At 69.2% G+C, this 16,937-nt stretch carries 12 protein-coding genes; 5 read left to right on the top strand and 7 right to left on the bottom strand.

Annotated features, from left to right (window positions below; all coding sequences use genetic code 11):
- Positions 1-27: 27 nt before the first annotated feature.
- Together BIU82_RS05645 and BIU82_RS05640 are read right to left on the bottom strand one after the other, a co-directional pair.
- On the bottom strand, positions 28-753 hold the full coding sequence (locus BIU82_RS05645; RefSeq protein WP_070348504.1) for a DUF5998 family protein: 726 nt from the start codon (positions 751-753) through the stop codon (positions 28-30).
- A gap of 40 nt (positions 754-793) precedes the next feature.
- A complete protein-coding gene (locus BIU82_RS05640) occupies positions 794-3,484 on the bottom strand; it encodes a bifunctional GNAT family N-acetyltransferase/acetate--CoA ligase family protein (protein ID WP_070348503.1) in 2,691 nt (896 codons plus the stop codon).
- Positions 3,485-3,538: 54 nt separating this feature from the next.
- Here BIU82_RS05640 and BIU82_RS05635 point away from each other — a divergent pair, with 54 nt between their 5' ends.
- The gene (locus BIU82_RS05635) at positions 3,539-6,073 is read left to right on the top strand and encodes a DNA topoisomerase IV subunit A (protein WP_070348502.1); all 2,535 of its coding nucleotides are present in this window, start codon (positions 3,539-3,541) and stop codon (positions 6,071-6,073) included.
- 6 nt (positions 6,074-6,079) lie between these two features.
- Here BIU82_RS05635 and BIU82_RS05630 read toward each other — a convergent pair whose 3' ends face one another.
- Entirely contained in the window at positions 6,080-6,460 is a 381-nt protein-coding gene (locus tag BIU82_RS05630; RefSeq protein WP_070348501.1) for a VOC family protein, read from the bottom strand.
- A gap of 92 nt (positions 6,461-6,552) precedes the next feature.
- Between BIU82_RS05630 and BIU82_RS05625 the strand changes: the two genes are divergently transcribed.
- The gene (locus tag BIU82_RS05625) at positions 6,553-7,071 is read left to right on the top strand and encodes a DinB family protein (protein ID WP_070348500.1); all 519 of its coding nucleotides are present in this window, start codon (positions 6,553-6,555) and stop codon (positions 7,069-7,071) included.
- Between the two features lie 4 nt (positions 7,072-7,075).
- Positions 7,076-8,182, top strand: a complete 1,107-nt coding sequence (locus tag BIU82_RS05620) for a nitronate monooxygenase (RefSeq protein WP_253182697.1) — start codon at positions 7,076-7,078, stop codon at positions 8,180-8,182.
- Positions 8,183-8,201: 19 nt separating this feature from the next.
- Here the strand turns inward: BIU82_RS05620 and BIU82_RS05615 are convergent, their stop codons facing one another.
- From BIU82_RS05615 to BIU82_RS05600, 4 genes are read right to left on the bottom strand one after another with little or no spacing between them, the layout of a single operon-like run.
- Positions 8,202-9,221, bottom strand: coding sequence for a GNAT family N-acetyltransferase (locus BIU82_RS05615; protein WP_070348498.1), 1,020 nt, complete (start codon positions 9,219-9,221; stop codon positions 8,202-8,204).
- Positions 9,222-9,230: 9 nt separating this feature from the next.
- Entirely contained in the window at positions 9,231-12,587 is a 3,357-nt protein-coding gene (gene cydD, locus BIU82_RS05610) for a thiol reductant ABC exporter subunit CydD (protein WP_070348497.1), read from the bottom strand.
- 3 nt (positions 12,588-12,590) lie between these two features.
- Complete coding sequence (gene cydB, locus BIU82_RS05605; RefSeq protein ID WP_070348496.1) at positions 12,591-13,673, bottom strand: cytochrome d ubiquinol oxidase subunit II; 1,083 nt, start codon at positions 13,671-13,673, stop codon at positions 12,591-12,593.
- Between the two features lie 21 nt (positions 13,674-13,694).
- Complete coding sequence (locus BIU82_RS05600; protein WP_070348495.1) at positions 13,695-15,293, bottom strand: cytochrome ubiquinol oxidase subunit I; 1,599 nt, start codon at positions 15,291-15,293, stop codon at positions 13,695-13,697.
- Between the two features lie 267 nt (positions 15,294-15,560).
- Here BIU82_RS05600 and BIU82_RS05595 point away from each other — a divergent pair, with 267 nt between their 5' ends.
- Positions 15,561-15,947 carry a BlaI/MecI/CopY family transcriptional regulator gene (locus tag BIU82_RS05595; RefSeq protein WP_070348494.1) on the top strand — a complete coding sequence of 129 codons (387 nt, stop codon included), beginning with the start codon at positions 15,561-15,563 and terminating at the stop codon, positions 15,945-15,947.
- A gap of 5 nt (positions 15,948-15,952) precedes the next feature.
- On the top strand, positions 15,953-16,933 hold the full coding sequence (locus BIU82_RS05590; RefSeq protein WP_070348493.1) for a M56 family metallopeptidase: 981 nt from the start codon (positions 15,953-15,955) through the stop codon (positions 16,931-16,933).
- Positions 16,934-16,937: the final 4 nt, after the last annotated feature.

Here is a 16,937-nt window from a genome sequence, read left to right as displayed (position 1 = left end):
GTGCCGGCTGCTGCGACAATTCCATGCTCAGCGCTGGTGTCCGCGGCTGAGGCGGTTGCCGAAGACGCCCGAGCGCGGACGGGGCGCGGGGATGGTGGCGTGCGGGGCCGGGGCGATGGTGCCGGTGTTGACTGCCCGCAGCGCCCGCGCGAAGACCTTGGCGTCGTGGACGGCACGCGGACCGTCGGCCTCGGAGCTGATCCGCAGCACGATGTCTTCCTGGCTGATGGTGCCGGTGTAGCCGTGGTCCGCTTCGCACTGCGGGTCGCCGCAGCTGGCGGGGCCGACGTCGAGCCGCTGGCCGCCGGACCAGGCAATCGAGAGGGTGAGTTCGCGGACGGGGTCGCCGGGCGTGTAATTCTGCGGCTGGGAATACATGTAGCTGAGCACCACGGAGCGGATCTGGGCCACCGGAACGGACTCGGTGGAGATCTGGGCGACGATCTGCTCGCCGGCGTCGTCGAGCTGCTGGTCGTCAACATGGGTGATAACCAGCATGTCTTCGGTGAGGACCAGCACGGTGATATGGCGGCGGACCTCGGCGCGCTCGAAGTGCGTTTCCAGGTGCACCAGGTGGGCCAGGCAGTCGCGGCCGTCCAGGGCGTCGTCCACGACGTCGGCAACCAGCACGGGGTAGAAACCGGCCCGCTGCAGCGCCTGGTCCAGGCTTTGCCCCTGCGTGCTGTGGTTGTGCGCCGCATGGTGCCCGGCGGAGGCCGGGCCGGAAGGAGACATCGGGGACTTCGGGCTCATTCCCCCATTTTCACAGATCCCGTCCGGGACTTCCTAACCCTCAGCGGCGCATGGCCCGGCGGGCACTGTCCGTCCGCTGTGCGGCGTTGCCGATCCAGACTTCCGCAGCGAGGATGCGGGCACCTTCCGGCCCGGCGAGCACGGGGTTGAATTCCACCAGCGCGATCTCCGGGTGCTCGTCCTTGAGCAGCGCCAGCCGCGCAGCCAGGTCCTCCAGCGCGGCAACGTCGACGGCGGGCAGCCCCTGGTAGCCGAACAGCTTCGCCGAGGCGCGGGGCGAGCGGATGAAGTCCCGCACGTCGGTTGCCGAAAGCGGCGGCACCCGGTGCGCCCAGTCGTCCAGGAGGTTCACGGCGTCCCCGGCCAGCCCGAAAGACACCACCGGTCCGAGCAGCGGGTCCTCGATGGCGCGGAAGGTGCAGGCCTGGCCGACCGGCGCCATGGCCTGGACTTCGAGGGCCGGGGATCCGAAGGGCTTCAGGGCCCGGCGCATCTGCACGATGTTGCGGCGCAGGGATTCGGCGTCCTCGATGTCCAGCCGGACCCCGCCCAGGTCGAGGCGGTGGCGCAGCGCCGGATCGGTGGTCTTCAGGACCACGGGCCAGCCCAGCCGCCCCGCGGCGGCGACGGCGTCGTCGTCGTGCTCGAAGACCGTGGACGGTTCCACCGCCATGCCGTAGCGGGCCAGCAGTGAGGCGGCGTCCCCGGCGTCGAGCTTGAGCAGCTGCTCGCCGTGCACGGGCGCCAGGAGCCGTTCAAGTTCCTCCCGCGTGCCGTCCGGATCGCAGCCCTCGGGTTCGACGAAAAGTCCCTGTTCCCTGCCCAGCCAGGCGGAATAGCCGACGACGGCGGACAGCGCCGCCACGGCGTTGCCGGGGCTTGAGTAGCACGGAATTCCGGCATCGGCGGCATCGGCGGGCAGGAGCCCGTCCAGCCGCGCGGCCGGGTCCAGCACGCCGCCGAAGGCCGCAATGACGGGTTTGCCGCTTTCGGCGGCGCATTCGGCAAGGACGCGGGCGACGTCCTCGGTGGAGACGCTGCGGGCCGGGATCATGGCGGCCATGGCGGCGTGGACGTCTTCGTCGGCGAGGGTTTCCCGCAGGGTGCTGCGCAGGGCCGCCAGGGACACCGACGCTCCGGCGTCCAGGTCGATGCCGGTGAGCAGGCGTTCCACGCGGAGACCGTGGTGCCCGGCGGAATCGGCCACCACCTTGCCCAGCGCCGAGGAGTTGCTGGCCAAGGCAACGCCCGGCCCCTTTGGCAACGGCTGGCTGGCGACGATCTGCGCCACGTCCATGAGCTGTTCCACCGTCTCCACCGAGATCACGCCGGACTGGCGCATCATGGCGTCGAGCGCGGACGGCGGGGCCATGGTGGTCCTGCCCACGTGCCCGGGCGGGAGGCTCAGCCCGGTGAGGTCGGACTTCGCCACGATCACGGCTTTGCTGCGGGCCAGGCGCCGGGCCAGGCGGGAAAATTTGCGCGGATTGCCCATCGATTCCAGGTAGAGCCCGACGGCGGCGGTGTCCGGATCGTCTTCCCAGAACTGCATGACGTCGTTGCCGGACACGTCCGCCCGGTTGCCGGCCGACAGGAAGGACGAGAGCCCCAGCCCGCGCCGGACCGCTGCAGCGTACACGGAGACGCCGATCGCCGCCGACTGGGTGAACAGGCCCAGTCCGCCGCGCCGCGGCAGGGCCGGCGCCATGGAGGCGTTCAGGGCGATGCCCGGGTGGGTGTTGATGATGCCGAGGGATTCGGGCCCGATCACCCGCATTCCGTGCGCCCGGGCCTGGCGCACCAGCTCCTGTTGGCGCTGGAGCCCTCGTTCGCCGTCGTCCGCGTATCCGGCGGTGGCGACCACCAGGCCCTTGACGCCTGCGGCGGCGCATTCGTCCACCACCTTCGGCACTTCCTCGGCGGGCACGGCGATGACCGCCAGCTGCACTGGGACCGGGATGTCGGCGATCCGGGCGTAAGACTTCATGCCGGCCAGCTCGAACGCCTCCGGGTTGACGGCGAACACCTGGCCGCTGAAGCCGCCCTCGATGATGTGTTCCAGCAACTGGTAGCCGATGCTCCCCCATTTGCGGCTGGCCCCGATCACGGCGATCGACGACGGCGCCAGCAGGTCCCGTACGCTGCGCGCCTCGGCGCGGTGCTCGCGGGACTCCATGACGGCCAGCGATTTGCGGGTGGGGTCGATGTTGAATTCGACGCTCACGACGCCGTCGTCGAAGGTCCGCGAGAGCTCGTACCCGGCGTCGGCGAAGACGCGCAGCATCTTGCTGTTCTCGGGAAGGACCTCGGCACTGAAGCGCCGGATGCCGTTTTCGCGGGCCGCCGCGGCAAGGTGTTCGAGCAGGATGGAACCGATGCCCCGGCCCTGCTGCGAATCGGAAATGTTGAACGCGACCTCCGCCTCGGCGGGATCGTCCAGCCTGTCATAGCGGCCGATGCCGACGATCGCGCCGCTGATGGTGATGACGAAGGCCACCCGGTCCACATGGTCCACCTCGGTGAAACGGCGCAGTTCCTTGCTGGACAGCCTGGCCTTGTAGCTGAAGAAGCGCATGTAGATGGAGGCCTGCGATTGGCCTGCGTGGAAGGCCTGGACGGCGTCCGCGTCAGCCGGCGAAATGGGCCGGAGGTGGGCGATTCCACCGTCACGCAGCACGACATCGGCTTCCCAATATTCCGGATATACGCCGGTGCCGGGCTCATCCACCATAGGCTTAGCGTAGCTAAATCTTCCGCAGTACACCCCTAAGGATCCGCCGACTCCATGGCACGCAGCCAAAGTCCGTCCCGCGCCAAGGCAGCAGCCGCTGCAGGCAGCGGCGACTACACCGAAAACATCATCGATATCGACGTCACGTCCGAAATGGAAGGCTCCTTCCTGGAGTACGCCTACTCGGTGATCTATTCACGGGCCCTTCCCGATGCCCGGGACGGCCTCAAGCCCGTCCAGCGCCGCATCCTCTACATGATGAGCGACATGGGCCTGCGCCCGGACCGCGGCCACGTCAAGAGCGCCCGCGTGGTGGGCGAGGTCATGGGCAAGCTGCACCCGCACGGCGATGCCGCGATCTACGACGCCATGGTGCGCATGGCCCAGGACTTCTCCCTGCGCCTGCCGCTGATCGACGGGCACGGCAACTTCGGCTCGCTCGACGACGGCCCGGCGGCGCCGCGATACACCGAAGCACGGCTCGCGGCGGCCGCGCTGACCATGACGGACCACCTCGACGAAGACGTGGTGGACTTCATCCCCAACTACGACAACCAGCTCACCCAGCCGGACGTCCTTCCCGCCGCATTCCCCAACCTGCTGGTCAACGGCACCACGGGCATCGCCGTCGGCATGGCCACCAACATGGCCCCGCACAACCTGGGCGAGGTCATCGCCGCCGCCCGGCACCTGATCGCCAACCCCGAGGCCACGCTCGAGGACCTCATGCAGTTCGTCCCGGGCCCGGACCTGCCCACGGGCGGCCGGATCGTCGGACTGGACGGCATCCGGGACGCCTACGCCACCGGCCGCGGCTCCTTCAAGACCCGCGCCAAGGTGGAGATCGAACAGCTCACCGCCCGCCGCACCGGCCTGGTGGTGACCGAGCTGCCGTACATGGTGGGCCCTGAAAAGGTGATCGAGAAGATCAAGGACGCCGTCAACGCCAAGAAGCTGACCGGCATCAGCGACGTCGTTGACCTGACCGACCGCCAGCACGGACTGCGGCTGGTCATCGAACTGAAGAACGGCTTCAACCCGAACGCCGTGCTCCAGCAGCTCTACCGCTTCACGCCGATGGAGGACTCCTTCGGCATCAACAACGTGGCCCTCGTGGAAGGGCAGCCGCAGACCCTGGGCCTGCTGCCCCTGCTGCAGGTGTATGTGGACCACCGGCTCTCCGTGGTGCGCCGCCGCACCGCTTTCCGCCTGGGCAAGAAGAAGGACCGCCTCCACCTGGTGGAAGGCCTCCTCATCGCGATCGTGGACATCGACGAGGTCATCCAGATCATCCGTTCCTCGGATGAAGCAGCCGCCGCCCGTGATCGCCTGATGTCCATCTACGACCTCTCCGAGATCCAGGCCAACTACATCCTGGAACTGCGCCTGCGCCAGCTCACCAAGTACTCGCGGATCGAGCTGGAGAAAGAGCAGGAGGAGCTGCGTCGCGAGATCGCCGAGCTTGAGGCGATCCTCGGTTCGGACACCCTGCTGCGCGAACTCGTCTCCGGCGAACTGGCCGAAGTGGCCGCCAAGTACGGCACCCCGCGCCGCACCGTCCTGCTCGAATCCGAGGCGGTCTCCCCCACCGTTGCCGCCGCCCTGGCCGCAGCCGCGCCGGGTCCCAAGGGCAAGGCTGCGGCGCTACCGCTGGAAATCCCGGACGATCCCTGTTGGGCGATCCTGACGGCGTCGGGGCAGATCGCACGCACCGCGAACCAGGACCCGCTGGCCGAGGCAGGCCCGCGCGCCAAGCACGATGTGTTCCGTTCCGTCGTGAAGACCTCGGCCCGCGGCGAAATCGGGGCCGTCACCTCCCAGGGCCGCATGCTGCGCGTCCAGGTCATGGACATGCCCGTGCTGCCGCCGGTGGCCGGGCTCCCGAACCTGGCCGGCGGCGTGCCCGCGAAGGATTTCATCACCCTGCTCAAGGGCGAAACCCTGGTGGCCTTTGTGCCGCTGGACTCGGTCCTGGCCCTCGGCACTGCCCAGGGCGTGGTCAAGCGCGTCCAGCCCGACTACCCGCTGAACCGTGAAGACTTCGAGATCATCGCACTCAAGGACAAGGACCGCGTGATCGCCGCTGAGCCTGCGGCCGAGGACAGCACCGAACTGGTGTTCCTGACGCGCCAGGCCCAGTTGCTCCGCTTCGCTGCTTCGGCCGTGCGCCCCCAGGGCCGCACGGCAGGCGGCATGGCCGGCATCAAGCTGGCCGCGGGTGACGAAGTGATCCACTTCGGTACCGTCCGCGCGGACGATCCGGCCGCCGTCGTCGTCACGATCGCCGGTAGCAACGGCGCCCTGCCGGGCACGGCTCCGGGCACCGCGAAGGTGACCGCCTTCGATGAGTTCCCGGCGAAGGGCCGCGCCACGGGCGGTGTCCGCGCCCACCGTTTCCTGAAGGGCGAGGACACGCTGCTGCTCGCGTGGGCCGGGCATGGACCCGCGAAGGCGTCATCCGCTGCCGGCGTGGCCCGGGCGCTGCCCGTGGAGCACGGCCGCCGCGACGGTTCCGGCGTTCCGCTGTCCCAGCCGGTGGACGCCATCGGCGCCAGCATGGCGTGGGCGGAGGACAACGGCGCCGGCTAGCGGTACTTACATGCTGTTGATGCTGAGGATGTTTCCTTCGGTGTCGAGGAACCAGGCGGCCCGTTCGCCGTCCGGGAAGCTGGCTACGCCGTTCTCGGTCTTCAGGCCGGGGAAGTCGTACTCTTCGAAGACCACGCCGCGGGAGCGGAGTTCCTCCATTTCGGCGTCGAGATCGTCGCTCGCCCAGCCCATCTGGGTGTTCTTCGCGGTGCCGGCATTGCCGGTCTGGTAGATCATGAATCCGGTGCCGTTGCCGCAGCGGTACATGAGGTTGTCGCTGGCGTCCGGATTGTCCGGTTCAAGCCCCAGCTTGTCCCGGTAGAAATCGCGGGCGCGGTTGATGTCGCTGGCGGGAAGTACGGCCGCGACGCTGAGATTTTTTAGCATGGCAGTTCCTTTCCAAGCCCACCCCCGGGGTCACTCTACTCCTGGCACGGCAGGATGGAAGGGGTGCGCGGGAGGCCCCGTAGACTGGCCGCATGGCGATCATTCCCGATGACAAAGACTGGACCTGGGTCCTGCACAAGCCCTGCCCGGAATGCGGTTTCGAGCCCTCCACGGTTACTCCCGCAACGGTATCCGGAGAGGTGTTGGACATGCTGCCGCGCTGGCGCGCCGTGCTTGAGCGTCCGGACGCGGGCACCCGCCCGGATGACAGCACCTGGTCCCCGCTCGAGTACGCCTGCCATGTGCGCGATGTCTTCAGCCTCTTCGACGAGCGCCTGCACCTCATGCTGGACCAGGACGATGCCCGTTTTGCCAACTGGGACCAGGACCAGGCAGCGCTCGACGGCGGATACGCCTCTGCGGATCCGGCGGCGGTGGCCGCTGAACTCGAGGAGGAGGGACGCCGGGTGGCTGCCTCCTTCGCCGCCGTCACGGAAGCGCAGTGGCCGCGCACGGGCCTCCGGAGCAACGGCTCCGAATTCACCGTGCTGACCTTCTCGCGCTACTTCATGCACGACCTCGTCCACCACCTGCACGACGTGAAGGCCTGAGCCCATGGCTTCGTCGATGCCGTGGACGGAGACCCGCGCCACCCGGCTGTTCAGTACACGCGTGCCGATCGTCCTGGGGCCCTTCGGCGGGGTCTCCTCGGTGGAACTGACGGCCGCGGTCAGCAACGCCGGAGGCCTGGGCTCCTTCGGCCTCTACGGCTACGAACCGGCCCGGATCACCGCCACCGCCCAGGCCATCAAGGCAGCCACGGCGGCTCCGTTCGCCCTCAACCTCTGGCTCCCTGTTCCCGGGGAGGAAGAACCGCAGCCGGACAAGGAACAGTTCCAGGCCTGGGTGGATGTCCTGCGGCCGTACTTCGAGGAACTCGGCGTGGAGCTTCCTGAACAGCCGGACGCATGGATGCCCGATGTCGACGAACAGATCGCCGCAGCCATCGAAGCCCGCCCGGCGGCGCTGAGCTTCGTGTTCGGTGTTCCGTCCCCCGCGGTCGTGGAAAGCGCCCACCGGAACGAAATCGCCGTCGTCGGGACCGCCACCACGGTGGAGGAAGCCGTGGCGCTGGCCGAGGGCGGCGTGGATGCCGTCGTCGCCACCGGCATGGAAGCAGGCGGGCACCGGGTATCCTTCCTGCGGCCCGCAGAGGAGTCACTCGTCGGGACGATGGCGCTTGTCCCGCAGGTGGCGGACGCCGTGGACGTCCCGGTCATCGCCGCGGGCGGTATCTCCGACGGACGCGGAGTGGCAGCAGCCTTGGCCCTTGGCGCGGATGCCGTGCAGTTCGGCTCCGCGTTCCTCGCCACCGATCAGTCGGCAGCGGTTCCCGCGTACCGGGCGGTGCTCCGCGGACCGGACACCGCGCGGACGGTGCTGACGCGTGCCCTGAGCGGGCGGCTGGCCCGCGGCATCCCCAACCGGGTCATCAAGGAACTGCCGGACCCTTCCGCGCACGCGCCGTTCCCGGTGCAGAACTGGCTGACGGGAAAATTCCGCCCGGAGGCCGGGCAACGCGGGCGGACGGATCTGATGTCCCTGTGGGCGGGCCAGGCAAGCCCGCTGATCGGCGGCACCGAAGAGCGCGACGCCGGCCGCTTGGTGGAGCTTTTTGTCCGGCAGGCCGACGAGGTGCTCGGACGGCTGGGCGGCCGCTGAGGGGCCCGGCCGGAGGCGGCTAAAGCAGCTTGTCCCAGGCCATGCTGCGGTTGACCGCTTTGTAGCCCATCTTCAGGTAGAGGGCCAGGGCGCCCGTGGGGTTCTCGGAGTCCACGTCGAGTGACGCTACGTCCATGCCTGCGGCCACGAAACGGTGCATCGCATCGGCCAGGAGGCTGCTCGCCACCCCGCGCCCGCGGTATTCCCGGCGGACGCCGAGGAGATCGGTGTAGCCCTCCTTGAATCCGCGGGCCGCAGCGGTGTCCGGGTCGAAGGTGGCGATCTGGTAGCCGGCGACCTCCCCGGTGGCGGCATCCCGCACCACGGTGCTGAGGTCCTGCCGGTGGAGCGGGTCCTCCATGGTGAAGCGCCACGCTTCCTCGTCGCGCGGTTCGCTGCCCCAGTGGTCCCGGAAAGCGTCGTTATGGGCCAGCCGCACGGCCTCATGCAGCGCCGGTTCCAGGGTGAGCAGTTCCAGGCCGGGTGCCAGCCTCACCTCCGGAAGGGCGCCGTCGAGGGGGCGGTGCATCTCGTTGTACCAGCGCACGACCCCGAAACCACGCGCCTCAAAAAGGGCGCTCTGATGGGACATCTTCTCTTCCATGAAGAGGCGGAGCCGCGTTTCCTGCTGCTCCCCCGAAGCGGCATCCTCCGCGAAGCGCCGCCGGGTCCGTCCTTCCTGCCAGCCGAGGATCGCAGTGCCGATGCCCCTGCGCTGCCATTCCGGGTCCACGCAGCCGAAACCGAAGGCTTTGTCGCCGTCGAGGTTCTTGGACACCCGGCCGTAGGCGCGCGCCACGCCGTCGGAATCAAGGCCAATCACGGTATCCACGGCGGGGTCGTTCTTGCTGGACTGCAGGATCTGCTCCAGGTCCGCGGCCTTTTCGTACCAGACGGGCCGTTCGACGGCGGCGGTGCGCGCGATCAGCGCGGCCCAGTTATCGATGTCGGCGGCCCCCGCGGCACGCCAGCTCAGGCCGGTCGCAGCGGAATCGGGCAGCGGAACAGGGGCGGTCGAGGGAAGCGGGAGCGGAGTCATTCCCCTAGGCTACTGGCCGGTAGCGGGCTCCACCAGCACCTTCCCGGCAGCGAGTTCCAAGCGCATATCCGCCGGCCTGAGATCCGCCGGATTGTGTGTCACCAGCACCACGGTGCGGTCCTCCAGCCCGCTCCGCAGCTCGGCCATCATCACGGCGGCTGTTCCCGCGTCAAGGTGGGCGGTGGGCTCGTCGAGCAGCAGGACCTCCGCGCCGCTGAGCAAAGTGCGGGCCATCGCCAAGCGCTGGCGTTCTCCCCCGCTCAGGCAGGACCCCGCGGGCCCGATCCTGCTGTCGAGCCCCCCTGGCAGCGCCGCCAGCAGATCCGAAAGCCCGACGACAGCAAGGGCCTCACGCATCTGCGTTTCGTCCGGTTTGTCCCCGGCCGGCCGTGCGAGCAGCAGGTTGCCGCGGATGGTGGAGTCGAACAGGTGCGCCTCCTGCGGACACCACGCGGCCTTACCAGTGACGGCAACGGTTCCGTCCGACGGCGGCAGGAAGCCGAGCAACACCGAGAGCATGGTGGACTTTCCTGAGCCCGACGGCCCGGTGACGGCCAGCCAACGGCCGGGGGCGGCGTCGGCGTCGATGCCGCTAAAAACCGGCGTGCCGCCGGGCCAGCGGGCCTCCAGTCCCCGCAACTCCACGCCGGGGCGCTGCCCCGGCCTGTCCGGAACAGCAACCACACCGGTGCCGGACGCAGCATCCAGTGCACCGGTCGCGGCGATCCGCCGCAGCACCGCAGCCAGGGCGGGCGCCTGCCGGAGCGCGGACACCACCGCACCATAAGGTTCCGTGAGGGCCAGCTGCATCAGCACGATCACCGCCACGACAGCGGCCGGGACGGCTCCAGCCTCCACCTGGCCGGCGGCCGCGACCCCGGCGGCCAAGGCTCCGAGAGTACAGGCCAGCACGGTCGCGGCCTGGCCCAGTCCTTCTGCCCAGGCCGCGCGCCGGGCCTCACGCGTGGCCGCCGAGTCCCGCTCCGCGAGCGAGGCCAGCACCGGGCCGGCCACGCCGTTCGCGGCCAATTCGGCCCGGGCGTCAAGCGCCGAGGCGATATCCCGCAGCACCAGCGAACGCAGCTGTTGTTCTGCCCGTGCCGCGTTCCGGTCCGCCAGGAGCGCCACCAGCGGCGCCGCCACAAGCGAGGCAGCAGCAGTCAGCACGACGGCGGGCAACGCCGCGGGGAGGAGCATCGCCGTCGCGGTCACTGCCGCGGCTGCCACGGCGAGCGCCGAGAGCGGCGGCAGGACCACACGGGGAATGAGGTCACGGAGGGTGTCGACGTCGTCCACCACGGTCCCGAGGACGCTGCCGCCCCGCAGCAGGCGACGCAGGGACAGGGCACGCTGGCTCAACGCCGCCCACAGCAGGCCCCGAAGCCGGGTCATGGCGTCAAACACGAGGTCATGGACCTGGAGGCGTTCGCAGTAGCGCAGCACCGCCCTGCCGATGCCGAAAAAGCGGACTCCGACGATTGCCCCCAGCAGGTAGAGGATAGGCGGCTGCTCGGCGGCCCGGATGATGAGCCAGCCGGACAATCCGGACAGGGCCACCGCGAAGAGCGCCGCCAAGGCCGCGAGCAGCACGGCACCCGTGAAGCGGAGGCCAAGGGGTGCCAGGATCCGTGCCAACGCGCGGAACGGGCCGGGCACGGATGGGCCGGCAGTGTCCTGCTGCCCGCTGCCTCGCGGCTGTTCCCGTAGGCGCTCCGGCGCTTCGGCCTGCGCGTGGGCGGGCACGGCGTCCGCTGCTTCCCCGGTGGCCATGGCGGGCGCCAACTCCACCACGTGGTCGGCAAGCGCGCGCGTCCCGGCATCATGGGCAACGAGGATGACCGTGGCACGGCCGCGCAGGCCGGTGATGGCAGTGCGCACGGCGTCGGCGGTGACGGGATCGAGGTGGGCGGTGGGTTCATCGAGCAGCAGGACGGTGGCGCCAGCCTCGATCCGGGCGAGGCCGCGGGCCACGGCTACGCGCCGCAGCTCCCCCGGGCTGAGCTCGGACGGATGCTTGTGTGCGAGGTGCCCCGCAGCGACGCGTTCCAGGCAGCGCAGTGCGGTGTCGGCCCCGGCGCTGTCGCAATCACCGAGGTACAGGCTTACTTCTGCCAGGACCGTGTCCGCCACCATGGCGGGATGCTGCGGCACCCAGGCCAGCTGTCCGGCGTCGGGCCCGCTGATGGTCCCGGCGATCCGGGTTCCTTCCCCGCCCGCATGGCGCTCAGTTCCGGCGAGCACGCCCAGCACGGTGCTCTTTCCGCTGCCACTGGGACCGGCGAGCGCGGTGATGCGACCGGCGGGTGCGCGGAAGTCAAGGGGGCCGACGGCGTCGTACGGGCGCCCGGCGTACCGCACCGTGAGCCCCGAGACGGCGAGTCCGTCCGCGCCGTGGGCGGAGACAGGAAGCAGGCGGCTGCCGGCGGGCGCCTCCGTGATGTTGGTGGTTTCGGCGAGCGCTTCGCGGCCTTCCTCGCTGGCGTGGTGCGCAGTTCCGAGTTCGCGCAGCGGCAGGTAGCAGTCCGGGGCGAGGATCAGGGCAAGCAGCCCGGCCTCGAGGCCCATGTCGCCGTGGACCAGCCGGACGCCGATGAACACCGCCACCACGGCCACCGAAATCGTGGCGATCAGTTCCAGGGCAAGGGCGGAAAGGAACGCGGTGCGCAGGGTTCCCATGGTGCGCGTGCGGTACTCGGTGGAAATGTCCTCGAGGGCTGCCCGCTGTTCGGCCGCGCGGCCCAGCCCGACCAGGACGGGGAGCCCCTTGGCCAGTTCCAGGATGTGCCCGGAGAGCCGGCGCAGCGTGGACTGGGCTTCGTGGACCCGGTCCTCGGTGTGCCGGCCGATCAGCACCATGAACAGTGGCACCAGGGGCAGCGTCAGGACGATCACCACGGCACTGAGCCAGTCCGCGAACAGGATCCGCGCGCCGAGCAGCAGCGGGATGGCGGCGCAGTTGACCAGGGCCGGCAGGAACTGCGTGTAGTAGTTGTCCAGGGCGTCCAGGCCACGGCTTGCCAAAACGGCCAGGCCGCCGTCGTTCATCGCCTTGCCGGAGCCGGTAGCGGCTCCCCCGCCGTCCAGCGCATGCTCCAGCAACCCCGCCCGCAGTTCCTCCTTGACGCCAAGCGCCGCGCGCCTGGCAGCCACGCCCTGCCCCCACACCGCGACGGCGCGCAGCAGCGCACCGGCCACGCCCCAGGCGAGCTGTTCCCGCCACTGCCCGCTGCCGCCGGCGAGTCCGGCGAGCAGTGAAGCGACCGCCTGGCCCAGCAGCACCAGGGACAAGGCCTTGAGCGCAGCGAGCAGCCCCAGCAGGTAGAGCGCGGAACGGGTGGCGGGGCCGGACGGCAGGGCGGGCTTCATGCTTTAGTGTCCGGCCTTCCCGTGGGCTGCGCCGTCGCCGGCTCCCCCGGCAAGCACCTTCGACGCGATGGCAGGGAGGAAGCCGTGGGCGGCGGGAATGTGGTCCACGCTGACCCGGCGGCGGAACACCCAGTAGGTCCACGCCTGGTAGGCGATCACCAACGGCAGGCCGAAGGCGGCCACGATGCTCATCAGGCCCAGGGTGTAGTCCGAAGAGGACGCATTCGCCACGGTCAGGTTGAAGGCCGGGTCGATCGTGGACGGCAGGACCACGGGGTAGGCCGCACCGAAGATCGAGGCGGCCGACGCCGCGATGAATACCGCGAGCGCCATGAACGGCCGGCCTTCCCCGCCGATCGATGCCAGGCGCCACGCAGCCGCGGCGGCCAGGACAGCAACGGCGGCAAGCGCCCAGGTCCACGGCTTGCCGGCCTGCAGTTGCACGGCAACGGACCAGGCAAGCATCGGCAGCACCGCGAACGGCACCCAGCGGACGAAGGCGCGCCGGGCCCGGTGCCGCACCTCGCCGTCGCTCTTCAGTGCCAGGAAGGCGAGCGCGTGCACCAGGGCGAACAGGACGACGGCGAATCCGCCCAGCACCGCGTAGCCGTTGAACCAGGCGAAGGGGCCGCCGTCGCGGTCACCGTTGGCGTCCAGCGGCAAGCCGGTGGTGGTCAATGCCAGGGCCGCACCGACGCCGAAGGCGGCGAAGAAAGAGCCGAGCGCGATGGCCCAGTCCCAGCGGGTCCGCCAGCGTTCCGAATCCACCTTGCCGCGGTATTCGAAGGCCACGGCCCGGAAGATCAGGGCCACCAGCACCAGCAGCAACGGCAGGTACAGGGCGGAGAAGAGCGAGGCGTACCAGAGCGGGAAGGCCGCGAACGTGGCGCCGGCGGCGGTGAGCAGCCACACCTCGTTACCGTCCCAGACCGGGCCGATGGTGTTCAGCAGCACCCGGCGCTCGGTGTCGTTGCGGGCGAAGAGCTTCATGAGCATGCCGACGCCGAGGTCGAAGCCTTCCAGGAAAAGGTAGCCGGTCCAGAGGACGGCGATCGCGATGAACCAGATGGTGGGCAAGGTTTCCATGTCCGTTTTCCTCTGCAGTTCCTAGTAGGCGAAGGCCAGGACGTCGTCGCCGCTGCCCGCGGACGGAGGCGTGCCGCCGTCGTCCTTGCTCCTGCTGTCCTTCGCGGCGTGGGCGAGTTCCGGCATGGCGGAGGCCACGCCGCCGCGCACATACTTGACCAGGAGGCGAACCTCGACCACCAGCAGTACGGCATAGATCGCGGTGAGGACGACCAGCGAGGTGAGGAGCTCGGCTGCGGAAACACCCGGGGAGACGGCCGCAGCGGTGAACATGAACACCTGGTCGATGCCGGACGGGTCCGGGTTGGGGGCCACTACGAAGGGCTGGCGGCCCATCTCGGTGAAGATCCAGCCCGCGGAGTTCGCGCCGAAGGGAGCGAGGATGCCGAAGACGGCCAGGCGCATGAGCCAACGGGACTGCGGCAGCACGCCCTTGCGGGTCACCCAGAGCGCCAGCAGCGCCGCGAAGGCGGCGATTCCGCCGAAGCCGATCATCATGCGGAAGCCCCAGTAGGTGACTTCCATGACCGGAACGTACTGGATTTCCTTGCCGGCACGGTCGCCGTACAGCGGGTTGTCCGGCAGGTGCGTGCCGTACTTCTCCTGGTATTCGGACAGCAGGCTGTTCACGCCCTTGACCTCGGTAATGAAGTCGCCCTTGGCCAAGTAGGACAGGATGCCGGGGACCTCGATCACCGCCACGATGTCATCGCAGTTCTTGCCGCCCAGGTTGCCAACGCTCAGCACGGAGAAGCCGGTGCCGTCGTGGCAGGCGGCCTCGGCGGCGGCCATCTTCATGGGCTGCTGTTCGAACATCAGCTTGCCCTGGAGGTCACCGGTCAGTGCGGTGCCACCAAAGGAGATCATCGCGACGACGGCGCCGATCCGCAGCGAACGCATCCATACGGTGTAGTCGGCTTTGTCCCGGCCCGGGACGGCGGGAGCCTCGCCCGGGATGATGCGGCCGTCCGCGCCGACGGTGTCGATGCCGTCGTGGCGGCGCCGCCACAGGTGGTACCAGGCGATGCCCAGCAGGAAGGCGCCGGCCACCCCGAGCGCGCCGAAGAGCGTGTGCGGCACGGCGACGAGTGCGGTGTTGTTGGTGAAGACGGCCCAGGCATCGGTCATCACGGGGCGGCCGTCGATCATCTCCACGCCCACCGGGTGCTGCATCCAGGAGTTGGCCACGATGATGAAGTAGGCGGAGAACAGGGAGCCGATCACGGCAATCCACAGGCACGCCAGGTGCACTCCGCGCTTGAGCTGCTTCCAGCCGAAGATCCACAGGCCCAGGAAGGTGGACTCCACGAAGAAGGCCAGGAGGGCCTCGAGGGCCAGCGGGGCGCCGAAGACATCCCCGACAAAGCGGCTGTACTCGCTCCAGGCCATGCCGAACTGGAACTCCTGCACGATGCCGGTGGCTACGCCCATGATGAAGTTGATGAGGAAGAGCTTGCCCCAGAACTTGGTCATGCGCAGGTATTCGGGCTTGCCTGTGCGGTACCAGAGGGTCTGGATGATGGCGACGACGAGCCCCAACCCGATCGTCAGCGGCACCATCATGAAGTGGTAGACGGTGGTGATTCCGAATTGCCAGCGTGCGATTTCCAAAGCGTCCATGGCTGTCCTTTGTCCGGCTGCCCGCAGAGCGGCCTGCTTCTTCTACAATTCGTAGAAAACTTTCTTCTACAAAGTGTAGAACAAGTCGGCCGCTTGTGTGCACCACTTTTCCAGCGGCCTGCGGGCCCCGCAAGGGTCCGCCACGCCGCATGTTCTACTTCACGTAGAAACGCCGGGCGAAAAGCGCTAGATTTGATACGGAATGTTGGATCATCGCGCCCGACGCGGCAGGAATGCCGCCGGGATGCGGAAAGCAGGGATGTTTTGATGGCAAGTCTTGGCGAACTGGAACGGGCAGTCATGGATCTGCTCTGGGCAAGCCAGGAGGCGGCAACCGCCAACACGCTCCGCGATCTCCTCGCGCAGGATTCCGAGGCCGAGGGCGGCAGCGCCGGCCACCAGGGCAAGGACCTCGCAGTCACCACCGTCCTGACCGTGCTGTCCCGCCTGGAAAAGAAGGGGCTCGTGGAACGCGAACGCGGCACCCGCCCGCACCGCTACCAGGCCGTTTCCAGCAGGGAAGACCACACCGCGGAACTCATGCATGAGGTCCTCGGCTCCGCACCGGACCGCGAAGCCGTGCTGGCACGGTTCATCGGATCCGTGAGCGAAAGTGAAGCCGCAACGCTGCGCAAACTGCTCGGCGGCCACTAAACCCCATGTTCTGGACCTCATACTTTCTGGCGGTCCTTGCTTTGGTGCTGGCGTGGCCGGTACCCGTTCTTCTCTCCCGCGCCGCGTGGCCGGCGCGTGCCCCCTTCACCGCGATGGTCCTCTGGCAGGCCATCGCCCTCGCCGGTGGCCTCTCGATGATCGGCGCCATGCTCGTCTACGGGCTCGAACCCATCGGCGACAACCTCATCGCCGGCCTGCGCGCCCTGGCCGGCATGGTCTTCCGCAACGAACCCACCACGGCCCTGGGCTTCTGGCACCTCTTCGCCCTGTCTGCCGCTGCACTGCTGAGCGCCCATCTGGTTTTCACCCTGTTGCTGACCTACGTCAAGATCGAGCGGCAGCGACACCGGCACCGCGAACTGCTCGCCCTTCTTGCTTCGCCGTCGTCCGAGCGCGCAGGCACGGTGGTCATCAACCACGACTCCCCCGTGGCGTACTGCCTGCCCGGCGGCGCCCGCTCGGTGACCGTGCTCTCCGACGGCCTCATGGCGCGGCTGGAACCGGACGAACTGCGGGCCGTGCTGATCCACGAGAACGCCCACCTGAGCCAGCGCCATGACCTGCTGCTGTGGGCGTTCGCAGCCTGGCGCCAGGCGCTCCCCTGGTTCCCCACCACACGCTACGCCCAGCTTGCGGTGAACTCCCTGATCGAAATGCTGGCCGACGACGTCGCGCTCCGCAGCGAAAGCAAGTCGACACTCATCCGCGCCATCGCACTCGTGGCCGGCGGTCAGGCGCCGTCCGCCACTGCCTCAGGGCCCGCCGACACGAACGGTCCCGGGGACGGCAGCCTCAGCGCGACAGGCGGCGCCGATTCACCGCGGACGACGGCGTCACGCGTCAGCCGCCTGCTCTCCCCCGAGCCGCCGCTCAAGCCCGCCTACCGCGCCATGGTGCTGACGGCGTCGGCCCTGCTGCTGGCAGTGCCTACCGCGCTGCTGATCGTCCCGGGCCTGTTGGGCTGAACCG

It is taken from the genome of Arthrobacter sp. SW1, from assembly GCF_001766675.1.
Lineage (GTDB): Bacteria > Actinomycetota > Actinomycetes > Actinomycetales > Micrococcaceae > Arthrobacter.
The sequence above is the reverse complement of the archived record's forward strand: the minus strand, read 5'-3'. Positions and strand labels throughout refer to the sequence as shown.

Excerpts from the sequence above, each read along its gene's own strand:
- BIU82_RS05645 (WP_070348504.1), bottom strand. The coding sequence starts at position 753 with ATGAGCCCGAAGTCCCCGATGTCTCCTTCCGGCCCGGCCTCCGCCGGG.
- BIU82_RS05640 (WP_070348503.1), bottom strand. The coding sequence starts at position 3,484 with ATGGTGGATGAGCCCGGCACCGGCGTATATCCGGAATATTGGGAAGCC.
- BIU82_RS05635 (WP_070348502.1), top strand. The coding sequence starts at position 3,539 with ATGGCACGCAGCCAAAGTCCGTCCCGCGCCAAGGCAGCAGCCGCTGCA.
- BIU82_RS05630 (WP_070348501.1), bottom strand. The coding sequence starts at position 6,460 with ATGCTAAAAAATCTCAGCGTCGCGGCCGTACTTCCCGCCAGCGACATC.
- BIU82_RS05625 (WP_070348500.1), top strand. The coding sequence starts at position 6,553 with ATGGCGATCATTCCCGATGACAAAGACTGGACCTGGGTCCTGCACAAG.
- BIU82_RS05620 (WP_253182697.1), top strand. The coding sequence starts at position 7,076 with ATGGCTTCGTCGATGCCGTGGACGGAGACCCGCGCCACCCGGCTGTTC.
- BIU82_RS05615 (WP_070348498.1), bottom strand. The coding sequence starts at position 9,221 with ATGACTCCGCTCCCGCTTCCCTCGACCGCCCCTGTTCCGCTGCCCGAT.
- cydD (WP_070348497.1), bottom strand. The coding sequence starts at position 12,587 with ATGAAGCCCGCCCTGCCGTCCGGCCCCGCCACCCGTTCCGCGCTCTAC.
- cydB (WP_070348496.1), bottom strand. The coding sequence starts at position 13,673 with ATGGAAACCTTGCCCACCATCTGGTTCATCGCGATCGCCGTCCTCTGG.
- BIU82_RS05600 (WP_070348495.1), bottom strand. The coding sequence starts at position 15,293 with ATGGACGCTTTGGAAATCGCACGCTGGCAATTCGGAATCACCACCGTC.
- BIU82_RS05595 (WP_070348494.1), top strand. The coding sequence starts at position 15,561 with ATGGCAAGTCTTGGCGAACTGGAACGGGCAGTCATGGATCTGCTCTGG.
- BIU82_RS05590 (WP_070348493.1), top strand. The coding sequence starts at position 15,953 with ATGTTCTGGACCTCATACTTTCTGGCGGTCCTTGCTTTGGTGCTGGCG.